This window comes from Paenibacillus fonticola DSM 21315 (assembly GCF_000381905.1).
Classification (GTDB): Bacteria; Bacillota; Bacilli; order Paenibacillales; family Paenibacillaceae; genus Fontibacillus; species Fontibacillus fonticola.
Genome location: NZ_KB907248.1, coordinates 112,231 through 124,298, shown reverse-complemented (window position 1 = coordinate 124,298; position 12,068 = coordinate 112,231). Strand labels below are relative to the sequence as shown.

The 12,068-nt window shown below is 47.6% G+C and carries 15 protein-coding genes and 1 tRNA gene; 8 read left to right on the top strand and 8 right to left on the bottom strand.

What is annotated here, in order from left to right; translation table 11 throughout:
- The first annotated feature begins 48 nt into the window (after positions 1-48).
- Positions 49-189: a hypothetical protein gene (locus G358_RS32925; RefSeq protein WP_019636193.1), complete on the top strand. Its 141-nt coding sequence runs from the start codon at positions 49-51 to the stop codon at positions 187-189.
- A gap of 4 nt (positions 190-193) precedes the next feature.
- On the opposite strand, the gene G358_RS0105460 is transcribed toward G358_RS32925, so the two are convergent.
- The 5 genes from G358_RS0105460 to G358_RS0105440 form a co-directional block, all read right to left on the bottom strand.
- Positions 194-490: a hypothetical protein gene (locus G358_RS0105460; protein WP_019636192.1), complete on the bottom strand. Its 297-nt coding sequence runs from the start codon at positions 488-490 to the stop codon at positions 194-196.
- A gap of 215 nt (positions 491-705) precedes the next feature.
- On the bottom strand, positions 706-903 hold the full coding sequence (locus G358_RS0105455) for a DUF6199 family natural product biosynthesis protein (RefSeq protein ID WP_019636191.1): 198 nt from the start codon (positions 901-903) through the stop codon (positions 706-708).
- A 277-nt stretch (positions 904-1,180) separates the two neighbouring features.
- Positions 1,181-1,738 carry a 5' nucleotidase, NT5C type gene (locus G358_RS0105450; protein WP_019636189.1) on the bottom strand — a complete coding sequence of 186 codons (558 nt, stop codon included), beginning with the start codon at positions 1,736-1,738 and terminating at the stop codon, positions 1,181-1,183.
- Between the two features lie 68 nt (positions 1,739-1,806).
- Entirely contained in the window at positions 1,807-1,995 is a 189-nt protein-coding gene (locus G358_RS0105445) for a glycine zipper domain-containing protein (RefSeq protein ID WP_019636188.1), read from the bottom strand.
- A gap of 71 nt (positions 1,996-2,066) precedes the next feature.
- Positions 2,067-2,288 (bottom strand): DUF2905 domain-containing protein, encoded by a 222-nt coding sequence (locus G358_RS0105440; RefSeq protein ID WP_019636187.1) that lies wholly within the window; start codon positions 2,286-2,288, stop codon positions 2,067-2,069.
- Between the two features lie 342 nt (positions 2,289-2,630).
- Between G358_RS0105440 and G358_RS0105435 the strand changes: the two genes are divergently transcribed.
- The 6 genes from G358_RS0105435 to G358_RS0105410 all read left to right on the top strand — a co-directional run bounded on the left by G358_RS0105435 (position 2,631) and on the right by G358_RS0105410 (position 8,095).
- Positions 2,631-2,716: transfer RNA gene (locus G358_RS0105435), tRNA-Leu, on the top strand.
- 443 nt (positions 2,717-3,159) lie between these two features.
- The gene (locus tag G358_RS0105430) at positions 3,160-3,834 is read left to right on the top strand and encodes a uracil-DNA glycosylase (RefSeq protein ID WP_026342077.1); all 675 of its coding nucleotides are present in this window, start codon (positions 3,160-3,162) and stop codon (positions 3,832-3,834) included.
- 128 nt (positions 3,835-3,962) lie between these two features.
- On the top strand, positions 3,963-6,188 hold the full coding sequence (locus tag G358_RS0105425) for an Ig-like domain-containing protein (protein ID WP_019636185.1): 2,226 nt from the start codon (positions 3,963-3,965) through the stop codon (positions 6,186-6,188).
- 226 nt (positions 6,189-6,414) lie between these two features.
- Positions 6,415-7,329, top strand: a complete 915-nt coding sequence (locus G358_RS0105420; RefSeq protein WP_157274268.1) for a ComEC/Rec2 family competence protein — start codon at positions 6,415-6,417, stop codon at positions 7,327-7,329.
- A 5-nt stretch (positions 7,330-7,334) separates the two neighbouring features.
- Positions 7,335-7,550, top strand: a complete 216-nt coding sequence (locus G358_RS0105415) for a DUF3006 domain-containing protein (protein WP_019636183.1) — start codon at positions 7,335-7,337, stop codon at positions 7,548-7,550.
- 23 nt (positions 7,551-7,573) lie between these two features.
- Entirely contained in the window at positions 7,574-8,095 is a 522-nt protein-coding gene (locus G358_RS0105410) for a DinB family protein (protein WP_019636182.1), read from the top strand.
- A 91-nt stretch (positions 8,096-8,186) separates the two neighbouring features.
- On the opposite strand, the gene manA is transcribed toward G358_RS0105410, so the two are convergent.
- Together manA and G358_RS0105400 are read right to left on the bottom strand one after the other, a co-directional pair.
- Positions 8,187-9,134 carry a mannose-6-phosphate isomerase, class I gene (gene manA, locus G358_RS0105405; protein ID WP_019636181.1) on the bottom strand — a complete coding sequence of 316 codons (948 nt, stop codon included), beginning with the start codon at positions 9,132-9,134 and terminating at the stop codon, positions 8,187-8,189.
- Between the two features lie 42 nt (positions 9,135-9,176).
- Complete coding sequence (locus tag G358_RS0105400) at positions 9,177-10,097, bottom strand: ROK family protein (protein ID WP_019636180.1); 921 nt, start codon at positions 10,095-10,097, stop codon at positions 9,177-9,179.
- A gap of 112 nt (positions 10,098-10,209) precedes the next feature.
- Here G358_RS0105400 and G358_RS0105395 point away from each other — a divergent pair, with 112 nt between their 5' ends.
- Positions 10,210-11,244 carry a LacI family DNA-binding transcriptional regulator gene (locus tag G358_RS0105395; protein WP_019636179.1) on the top strand — a complete coding sequence of 345 codons (1,035 nt, stop codon included), beginning with the start codon at positions 10,210-10,212 and terminating at the stop codon, positions 11,242-11,244.
- 196 nt (positions 11,245-11,440) lie between these two features.
- On the opposite strand, the gene G358_RS0105390 is transcribed toward G358_RS0105395, so the two are convergent.
- Positions 11,441-12,055, bottom strand: a complete 615-nt coding sequence (locus G358_RS0105390; RefSeq protein ID WP_019636178.1) for a superoxide dismutase — start codon at positions 12,053-12,055, stop codon at positions 11,441-11,443.
- Between the last annotated feature and the right edge of the window lie 13 nt (positions 12,056-12,068).

Genomic DNA, 12,068 nt, shown 5'->3' with positions numbered 1-12,068 from the left:
TATTATGTGCCGAATGCAGGAAAGAATAATCCCAGCAGGCCGGGAAAAATGAACAGAAGCGATACAAATCAACTCCTTGCAATAAAATACGTGAATATTCAGCCGTTGTTTCAATTTGAGCAAAAGAAAGCCGCTGCCGAAGGCAGCGGAGCAGTAGAAAAAATGCAGCACGATACAGCTAAAAAATGATAAATCAGATGAAGAAAGGGAGCAGGTACAAACTCGAAAGGCCATAAAACGGAAAACGGCGATAGAAGAACCGGCGTCTAGGGAAGAAGCCAGGGTGGAAGCCGAATTGTCTGTAGGTTGATTCATTGGCCGGTAATCCGTCTAAGCGCTGGATCATTTCATTGGTAGGTATAGCGAGAGTAACATAGTTTTGGTCTACATGGGCAATAAAACCATCGTAAGCATGACCGTCGGTCGTTTCAACACCGACATATTTATTCATGCAGCTCCAACAAACCTGTTGATAGTCACTTGCGTTCATAAACGTACCTCCTAATCAGTAAGTGTATCCCCGACATTAGTCTATGGACTTTAACCCATTATGCTCACGGCATTAGCCTATAAAGTGCTTTTTAGCCAATCCCAATCCTCGGATCAGACTAGGTGTCCAAGATGGATACATGTAAATTTAAGAAGGAACGGACTGTGGAACAGAGATTCTCTTTGTCCTGTAAAGGAATTATTCAGGGAATCGGGTCAGAAGAAATTAGACCATAGAAAGATCACAACAATTAACACTAATGCGCTGGTGATTCTGGTCATCAGTAAATAGGCTTCGCTTGGCTCCAGGTCTTTTCCCTTCACCATCCAGCCGTACTGCATGTGCCAGCTGAATCGCGGGAATATGATATTGAGCACGGCGATCAGCACGAAGATTAATAAAAAGAATCTCATAGAAAATCATCTCCTTATACAGATTAATACGGAGCATGCTTTTCCTCGTTCCAGGCGATGCAGCATAACGGTACAAGGTGACCTTGAACAAAGGCGCTCCCTAGAACAGGGAGAGTAGACCCTCCCAAATTGGAGACTGCAATATGTATGGGGAGTAGGGATATTGCGGCAAGAAGGGGAGCGGGAGATTGGCCGAGCTTTTAAGCTCTTAAGCCGTGACCGGATATTGGGACAAGAGGAGTTGTTTCGCTAAAGGCCGCAGGGCAGCTCATAAATGCTACTCCTCAGCCTCTAGCATTTGATCGACCAGGTCGCTCATCCCTTGCCAAGTGTTCTTTAATTGGTATTGATGCTGTATATGCGCATTCCACGGGCGGGGGATAAGGATGGTCTTTTTTCCAGCTTCCCTGGCAGCGGTAACATTATGAGGGCCATCATCAATGAGCAGATCAAACCCAACCAAGTATTTACGTCGCGCTACAAAAAAATTCTCATAAGGGATAAAAGGGAGGTACGTCTGCATCCAGTTCCATTTCTCGGGAACGGAAGCGGGGCGAGCAGCGGTAATAACGATAACATCGTATTTGGCAGTCATTTTGCGAATTTCTTCGACCGTATATTCATCAAAGATATCCAGTTCTTCATACAGGCCCGGTCTGCCGAAGAAAGCCTCTTCTGTGCATTCCGGATGCCAGATGCTGCTCAAGTCAAAGCTGGTAACCTGCTCCATCATGAGCTGAAGACTGGGGTATTGCACATTATGATAATAAAGCGCCTTAGGTATTAAATGACAGATGGTGTCGTCCATATCGATGGCTACGATTTTTTTGCTCATAAAAATATGTTCTCCTAGCTGTAGATGTAATTGTATATGCAAATTGTAACGAGCATCTCGTCCGAGGGCTATTTTTTCATACTCCAAAACCCATCAAACACGATGCCTAGTGCAATGCCGATAGCAATTCCGATAGAAAGATTGTCCAGGGCTATCCCCAAGCCAACCCCCATAGCAGCCCCAATAGGTAATCCAGTGCCAATGCCTTGCCTTTTTTTCACTTTGTTTTCTTTGTTGTTTTTCTTTGCTTGGCTCATGGTATAACCTCCCCCAGGATTACGGTTTATTTCACTTCTTTCAATGCTATCCCAAATTCATGAGGAAGCTATTATTTCATGAACCAGCGGACAACATAGCTGATCAATGACAGAACGACGCTGATCAGAATACAGGTTACGATAGGGAAATAAAATTTGACATTGCCTTTATCGACAATAATATCTCCCGGCAGGCGCCCGAGATGGATGAACCTGCCCAGAAAAGACCAGAGCAAGCCCACAATGATGAGCACTGCCCCAGCGAAGATCAATATTTTCGGTATATTGTTCATTGGAGTTCGCTCCCTATATAGCAATGGTCATCGTTATTGTATCCAGACACTTTGGCTTTAGATGTAAGATGCTGCACAAGAAACGTACATGTGTACATGTGCCAGCGTAGCAAGGCTCGCGTACCGATTGCTACCAAGCTCGTGCAATGAGATGGATGAATTACCTCCCTTTAACCTACCAAAAAAATTCGCAAATGGCTACTAGTGAGATACTCTCCGTCAAACTGCTCTGAATCGGGTAAATAATTTTAACGGCAGGCCTTGAATCTTTATCGAAGATCGTGTTATAATCAACGATGCCGGAATTTTTTAGAGTTAGTTCAGGCAGGCGCATTTTAATGTGCCGGGGTGGCGGAATTGGCAGACGCACAGGACTTAAAATCCTGCGGTAGGTGACTACCGTACCGGTTCGATCCCGGTCCTCGGCATTACACGAAGAAACGCGGTCACATCAACGTTAAATGGGCGTTGAGATGGCGCAGGTTCTGCGGAGCTATGTGATAGCGAAATCCTGACGCACAGAACCACGAAAATGAACGTCTCACCGTATAAGCGGAGGAGGCGTTTTTTTATGCGGATTTTATACGGAATTACGCCTTTTCATGCTGCCTCCTTAATTTGTCCCTTATAGAGATTTTTGAGTCGGTCTCTTTAATCTGGCCCAGAGGGTGAACGAGCCAGCCGTTATTTTCTATATGCGAATGGCTGGCTGGGATGGGCTGCTGTGACGTCCTGACTTCCACTTCCTGTTGATGTTTATGCTGCAGGGTTGTGCGATTTTCTTTATACGATTTGTGTTAAAATTAATCATAATTATTAACGATATTTTATTTCTGCAAGAAAGAAAGGGAGAGACAGCATGAGCAAGGGGATATTCGGTAACGATTGGGATCAGGTGCTTGCGGCGGAAACGGACAAGCCGTATTTCCATGAGCTGATGAATTGGCTGGATGAGGAATACAGGGAGCATGTAATATTCCCGCCGCGTGAATATTTGTTCCAGGCATTGAAGCTGACGAGCTATAGCGGGACGAGAGTGGTCATTTTAGGGCAGGATCCCTATCATGGCGCGGGGCAGGCGCATGGCTTAAGCTTCTCCGTGCTGCCAGGTGTAAAGGTTCCGCGATCGCTGCGGAACATCTACAAAGAGCTGTCCAGCGATCTGGATATATCCATTCCGGCAGGGGGGACTTTGACTTCATGGGCCGAGGAGGGCGTCTTGCTGCTGAATACGGTGCTGACCGTACGCGAAGGGCTGCCTGGATCCCATCAGGGTAAAGGCTGGGAGCAGTTTACGGATGCAGTTGTGGAGGCGTTGAACGAAAGGGAAGAGCCGGTGGTTTTCATTTTGTGGGGCAGCCATGCCCAGAAAAAGGGCGCGAAAATTCATACGACCCGTCACTTGGTCATTGAATCAGCCCATCCGAGTCCGCTGGCAGCGAGAAGAGGCTTTTTTGGCAGTCAGCCGTTTTCCAGGGCGAATGCATTTTTCAAGGCGCTGGAAGAACCGCCGATCAATTGGGATTCCATAAATATCCAGAAATGATATGAAAGTAGGACAAAGGGATTATTTTTATGGGGAAAGGTTACGAAATTAATCCTAGATGTCGATATAATTTCAGTAGAGCTAGATTAGAGAATCTGGCTACAAATGACAACGAAGGAGAGAAATGGATGATTCCGAACAGGAAAATGACGAAGTGGCTCCTCATCATGGTGCTGCTCATTGCCGCAGTATTTCCAACTAGCGTCTTTGCCGCCTCCGGCGATGTCGTGTCGATTGATATTGAGGGCTCTGGCACAACGCTGGATGTGACGGTAGGCAAAGGGTCCAAGCAGTTAAAGGTATGGGCTACTGTAGAGGGTTCTTCCGTGAAGAGGGACATCACGCGGGCGGTTAGCTGGTCATCGGATCAGCCTGAAATTATTAAAGTTGATAATGGGCTGATCACGCCATTAAAGAGCGGAACTGCTAGAATTACGGCAGTTTATAATGACGCTCAGATGGATTCAATCGAGGTCAGAGCTAACGATACGTATAAAAATTTGACCTTGGAGTATTCGCTGAAAGGTAAATATAAGCTTGGAGCGGATGAGGCGGATTTGTATGTTAAAGCCCAGGCCGTCATCGAGAATACGAGTGGAACGCTGGCCGACATTACGGAAGATGCCCAGTGGTCATCCTCCAACGGGTCCGTGCTTACGATCAGCAAAGGGAAAATAACGCTTGTAGGCGAAGGGAAAGCGACGATTACGGCGAAGTATGAGGGCTTAACAGCTTCCTTCGAGGCGACGGTAACATCTCCCTATTCTGAATTAACTCTTGTCAATGCGAATAATGATCCGGTTGAAGATATTGAATTAGTCGTAGGCGATAATGAATTTACGCTGAAGGCCAATTCTAAAGCTGCCAATGATCAATCCGTTCTGGACGTATCTGATCAGGCCGAATGGTCGTCCTCGGATAAAGGCGTTGCAACGGTAGAGGGCGGCAAAATCAAAGTGATCTCTGTCGGTAAAACGACGATCACTGCCCAATATTTGGGGGCAAAGGGTGAAGTGGATGTGTATGTACGTACGCCCCATGAAGTCATTCTGCTCAACCCGTCATCCGATCAAGCCCTATATATCGGTGAGAGGCTTGAAGCTGCTGCAGAAGTAAGAAGCGGTGCCAATTTGACGGATGATGTTACAATGAATGCCGAATGGACGTCTTCCAACCCATTGGCTGTGACGGTAGACAAGGGCGTCATTTATCCGAAGGCGTTGGGAACATCTACGATTAAAGTAAGTTATTTAGGCATTAGTAAAAGTATAAAGGTTACCGTTCATCCTACGATTACGAAGTTCGAGGCTGAAAAGAATGAGCTTGAGTTGTTTAAAGGCGAGTCGCTCAGCCTGCCGAAGATAACGGCCACGAAGCTGGATAATGAGGAAATTGACATCAGCAAAGAAGTCGAATGGTCTTCGAGCAATGAAGAGGTTGCCAAAATTGAAAATGGCAAAATTGTAGCAAATGAAGCGGGAACAATCATTATTACTGCCAAGCTGCCGGAGTCAAAAGTGACAGCAAGCACTGCATCGCCAATACGCAGCAGTTCGGTTGAAGTGCAGGTGACGATTAAGGAAAAAGTACTTGCTCTTCTTAGTGAAGAAGAGAAGCTTAACTTAGTCGTTGGGGAAGAAAGTCCGATTCCAAAGGTTACTGTTGTGTGGCAGGACGGGAATGAAGAAGACAATATTTCCAGCCAAATCACCTGGACGATTTCCAACAGTAATGCAGTCCTCAAAGATTCTGCCGACGGCAAAACTATCAAAGGGCTGACTAAAGGATCGGCAACGCTGAAAGGAACCTATTCGAACCATACGATCAGCATTCCTATGACGGTTGAGCAGAAAATTACGAAAATAGTCGTAGATCCGCAAAATATTGAGCTCAACATTAAAAAATCGAAGGCCATTAAAGTAACCGGATATTATACGAACGGGCAGACGGTTAATTTATCCTCGAAAATGAATTGGCAGTCATCGAATACGAATGTGGCAACGATCAGCTCAACTTCAGTAAAAGCGGTAGCGGAAGGAACGGCTACATTAACCGGGGCATATCAAGGCCATAGCGCTACCGTCAATGTGAAGGTCGTACCTAAGCTGACAAAGCTGACGGTTAACGAGAAGAAATTTACGCTGGCTCCCGGAGCGAGCAAAACCGTCGTCGTGACAGCTGAATACGACACAGGCATGAAATCAGCGGTGACCGGAAGCGCGGAATGGACAAGCTCTAAGCCGTCCGTAGCCAAAGTGACTGCCGGGAAAATTGAGGCGGTAGGTAAAGGTACGACGTCGATTAAAGGGAAATTCGGCGGCAAGACGGTGACGATATCCGTTACGGTTAAATAGAATAATTTATGCTTTAATGAAACAATAACAATCCTGTATTCCAAACTCCAATTAAGGGACTCTCCAAAGCTGGCTTTAAGGACGGCGAAGGAGAGTCCTTTTTCTTCACTAAAAAAAGCTAATGGTTGATTCTGGTTAGCTCATCTTATATAATTGGAGGAACAAACGTTCTAATTTGTGGTGTTTAAAAAACATAGAGACATATGAAAAGGATAATTATACATCGATGAAGAAACGCAAACCTAAAGCAGCCTTAATTACTCTAGTGAATGTTATCGTAATATTAATGTTATTAGCCGGCTATCATTTTGAATGGGATTTTGAATCTGGCTCCAGCAAGTCAAGCAATTCTACCAAGTCGGACAGTATGTCTGCCATGCATTCAGATCGATTGCGCGTCATTTTTTTGGACGTTGGCCAGGGAGCGTCTCAACTGCTGATTAGCCCGTCCGGGAAGACGATGCTTATTGATGCAGGAAATAACGATCAGGAACAGGCCATGCTCGATTACTTGAAGCTGTATGGAATCGACTACTTGGATATTGTCATTGGCACGCATCCGGACGCGGATCACACTGGCGGGCTGGATCGGGTGATCGATCATGTCGATGCCGGCGAAATTTATATGCCCCGTATTCAAGCGAATACGAAGACATTTGAATCTTTACTGCAGTCAATCAAGAATAAAGGACTGAAAGTGAAAACGGCGAAATCCGGGCTGGTGCTCGATTGGGATGAGGAAGTGGAGGTCACGATGCTCGGACCTGTGCGAACCTATGAGAGCAGCAACAACATGAGCGCAATCGTTAAAGTGGTTTATGGCGATACGTCCTTCCTGCTGACAGGCGATGCCGAGCGTGAAAGTGAGGCGGATATGCTAGATTCGGGAGCGGATGTGCAAGCGGATGTACTGCTGGTTGGACATCATGGCTCCAAATCGTCATCAACGCTAGGCTTTCTACAGAAAGTCTCCCCGCAATATGCTGTCATACAGGTGGGTGACAACAACTATGGTCATCCTACTCCGACGGTGCTGGAGCGTCTTGGCAAGCTGGGAATTGAAGTATACCGGAATGATTTGCACGGTACTGTAGAAATTGCTTCGGATGGTCAGTCATACCAAATTATGACCGAAAGGTGAGCTGGATGAGGACAGGAATCATTGAAGGCTTTGAAGGCGACTACTGTATCATTGAAATTGACGGCAAGACGACAGACGTACTGCGCAGCCTCGTACACGCCAGTGCAAAGACCGGGGATGTTGTAATATGGAACGGGAGTCAATGGAATGTAGATGTTCAGCAGACCGAGCAGCGAAGCAAACATATAAAGTCGTTAATGGATGAGCTGTGGGAGGATTAAATTATTCATTTGGGGGAAGAGCTATGATCGTTTCTAAGCCAGGACCGGGAGAGTATCCAGATTATTTTGAAGGCTATATTCATAAGGTGCCTGATGGCCAGTTATTATCCCTGCTTGAATTCCAGCCCGAGGAAGCTATGCTTAAGCTGGGAACTCTCTCTGAGGAGAATGGCAATTATAAATATGCCGATGGCAAGTGGAGCCTGAAGGAAGTGCTGGGGCATATTAACGATACGGAGCGGATCATGAGTTACCGGCTGCTGCGAATCGGCAGAGGGGACTGTACGCCGCTCTCAGGCTTTGATGAAGAACTGTTCGTCCGGCACGGGCACTTTGACCGATTATCGATAGTACAGTTGCTTAAAGACTTCGCGGCCGTAAGGAATTCAACCTTATCGCTTGTCCGGCAGTTGGATGAGGAGGACTGGCAGCGGATCGGCAACGCAAATGGCGGTCCTGTCTCAGCACGGGCACTGGTGTTTATTATCGCCGGTCATGCGATCCATCATTTTAAAATCATTCGTGAACGTTATTTGCAGAGCTAGATTTCTTTTATTTTGATTTTCTATAAAAATAAGGTTACCCGGTCGTCATTTAAATGATGACATCCTGAGGCAACCTTATTTTTGTTTTATGCTATTCGGAGGAAATGATCAGGCTCATTGAGCCGCTTAGTTCGTAAGGGCCAAAGGAGACGGGAAGAATGAAATGATCCCCTTTGCTCAGCGGGTACGAATGGCCGCCAATGGTCAATTGGCCTTTACCGTCAATGACGCTGCAAATCGTATATTTTTCACGTGCCGTGATGCTTGCCTGGCCATCGATATCCCACTTTTGTACTGTGAAAAACGCATTGGATACGAAAGAAGTAACCGTCAGGCCTCTGTTTGTTTCGGTGTTATAGTTCTCCGGCTCATACGTTTGCGGAATGGTCGTAACGTCGATCGCTTTGTCCAGATGGAGCTCACGCGTGTTGCCGGCGTCATCCTTGCGACCATAGTCGTAAACACGATACGTCGTATCAGAGCTCTGCTGTGTCTCCAGCACGACAATCCCTTTGCCAAGCGCATGGATCGTACCGCTAGGCACATAGAAAAAATCCCCTGGCTTAACCTGCACCCTGGTAAGAAGATCGCCCCAGTTCCCTTCCTCGATCCACGCGATGAGCTGTTCCTTGGATTTGGCCTCATGACCGTAAATGATCTCTGCACCCGGCTCAGCGTCAATGATATACCAGCATTCGGTTTTACCCAGCTCACCATTCTCATGCTCTTCTGCATATTCATCGTTCGGGTGCACTTGGACGGATAAGTCATCTGAGGCATCCAAAATTTTCGTCAGCAGCGGGAACACCGGAGAGGACGAGTTGAACAATTCCTGATGCGAGGACCAGAGCTCGCCCAAGGACATTCCTTGGCAGGCTCCGTTTTTCACGACACTTTGTCCGTTTGGGTGCGCGGAGACGGCCCAGCATTCCCCTGTTTTAGCGTTCGGTATATGATAGCCGAACAGTTCGGCCAGTTTGCTTCCGCCCCAAATACGCTCTTGAAATACCGGTTCCAAAAAAATAGGCTGTTGATTCATACAATGACTCCCTTTCATACTGATTGCTCTCTACAGTTTGTATTAATATTCCATATGGATTAATGCCGCCGCTCCGATCAAGCCTGCATCCTGATTTAAGGCAGCTGGCACAATCGGGGTGTTTTGTCCGGAAGGATTTAATGCGCAAGCTTTGACGTAATCCCGCACAGCGTGAAATAGCGGGTCGCCAACTTGGGATACCCCGCCGCCAATGACGACTTTTTCCGGATCCAAGGTGTTGATCAGCGTGACGCAGCCCATGCCGATATAGCGGAACACCTGGTCAACAAGGCGCTTCATTTCAGCATGCCCCTCCTGGGCGAGATCGAACACCTCTTTGGAGGTGACGTCTCTGTCAAGCAGCCGGGAAGCTTGTCTGGCTATGGCTGTCCCGGAAGCGATAAACTCCCAGCAGCCCTGTTGACCGCACACACAATCTCCAGCTGACGGATCGATGACCAAATGACCGACGTCTCCGGCATTACCCGTGGCGCCCGTAATTAGCTTACCATGAGAGTAAATGCCGGCGCCAATGCCCGTGCTGATCGTAATAAAGATGAAATGCTCGCACTCTTGGGCGGCGCCTTGCCATTTCTCAGCCAGGGCTGCCGCTGTTGCGTCATTCTCGAAAATAATAGGCAGGCTAAAGTGGCTCTTTAGCGCGTCCATTAAAGGGAAGTCATGCCATGCGGTCATATTTGGCGGCTTCACGATATGACCTGTCTTTGTATTCAGAGGACCGGGGGCGCCCACCCCGATGCCGGCGATTTGCGCTTCCGTTAAATGCTGGTCCGCCAGCAGCTGCTTTGCAGCGTCAGCGGTACGGCTGATCATTATGCGCGGATCTATGGATAAATCCGTGGGCAGAGACATTTTAGCTAAAATTGTCCCCATGGAATCTACGATTCCGATCGCGGTTTTGGTTCCGCCGATATCGATGCCTAAGGCATATTTAACATCCAAGTTGAATACCTCCTGATATTCTATGTTTATTTTACTTTACAAACTTGACAAAAGTAAATTCTGTCAAGTATATTTAGGCTAAGTTTAACATGTTTTGAGAGGATTGAAAAGAATGACCCGCAGAAAGAAAATTTCAATGCAGGATATCGCCGACAAGCTGGAAATTTCTAAAAATGCTGTTTCGCTAGCGTTGACGAACAAGAAGGGCGTCAGTGACGAATTGCGCAGCCGTATTATCCATACCGCCAAGGAAATGGGGTATGGCCCGTACGCCGTAAGTGACAACGGCGAATCCAATATTCTCGTGCTCGTGCCCGAGCGGATTATGAGCTATCAGGACAACGATCATTTTCAATTTTATCACGACATGATTTGGGGCTTGGAGAAAAGCATCCGCCGTCAAGGCTTCAACGCTGTCATTGCGCCAATTGACCGCGAGTCGGAGCAGCAGCTGAGGCTGCCTCGCTTGTTTACGGATATTTCTTATCGCGGAGTCATTCTATTTGGGATTACATTGCCGGAATATGCCCGCCATGTGTGGGAGCAGAACGTCAAGCTTGTAATGATGGATTGTTACCACCGGGATCTGCCTTGTCCGGCCGTCACCTCAGCGAACATGGAGGGAGCATACAAAGCGGTATCCTATCTCATTGAGTGCGGGCACACCGAAATCGGGTTCATCGGCCCTGTCAATTTGACGACCAGTCATGAAGAGCGCTGGCTAGGGTACTGGAAGGCGATGCAAGGCGGAGGGCGCGAGGTTAAAGGCGAGCATTGCTTGACGTCTTCGGAAGGCTACGATTATACGGCTGAGGAAATATCCTCTTTTTTGTCGGGATTGAGCAAGCTGCCAAGTGCGTTTTTCTGCGGCAATGACCGCATTGCCTATATTTTGGCCGAGGTGCTGCAGGAGCGAAAAATTTCCGTGCCCGGAGACATTTCTATTGCGGGATATGACGATCTCCAGTATGACAGCAGCTCGGGGGTGCATATGACGACGATGCGGGTGGAGAAGGAACTGATGTGCGATGCGGCTGCGGAGCTGCTGCTGTCGTTGTCCGGACCCTCGCGGGAAGCAGTCCGCTGGAGCATTGCGCCAACTTTGATCGTCCGCGAGTCGGTGCAGAGGATAGTAAAGCGGGCATAATACGAATACACATTAGAACAAGATGTGCAAATACAACAAGGTGCGAAACACCACAACAAGATGCGAACACACACCACTGCAAGAAGGAAAAACACACCACAACAAGTGACGAAGAACATCAACAAATACAACAATACATCACAAAAAGACGGACATCTCGGGAAGAGATGTCCGTCTTGTGTTAGCAATAACTAAATTATTTGCTTAGAGCTGCTTCATAACGTTTCTCAACTTCAGACCAGTTGATGACGTTGAAGAAAGCGGCGATGTAGTCAGGGCGTTTGTTTTGGTATTTCAAGTAGTAAGCGTGCTCCCAAACGTCCAGACCCAGGATTGGGGTTTTGCCTTCCATAATTGGGGAATCCTGATTAGGCAGGCTGTATACGGACAATTTGCCGTTGTCTACCGCAAGGAAAGCCCAGCCGCTGCCGAAACGAGTCGTAGCTGCTTTCGTGAAATCTTCCTTGAACTTGTCGAAGCCGCCAAGCTCGTTGTTGATTGCGTCAGCAAGCTTGCCGGAAGGCTGCCCGCCGCCGTTTGGTCCAATCGTTTCCCAGAACAGGGAGTGGTTGGCGTGGCCGCCGCCGTTGTTGCGAACGGCTGTGCGGATGCTCTCAGGAACGCTGTCCAGATCGGCGATCAGGTCTTCCAAAGATTTGGATTGAAGCTCAGGAGCGGACTCCAGAGCCGCGTTCAGGTTTGTTACATAAGTGTTGTGATGGCGATCATGGTGAATCATCATCGTTTGTTCGTCGATATGTGGTTCGAGCGCGTTATTCGCGTAAGGTAGAGCAGGTAATTGGTGTGCCATAATTTAAAATCAT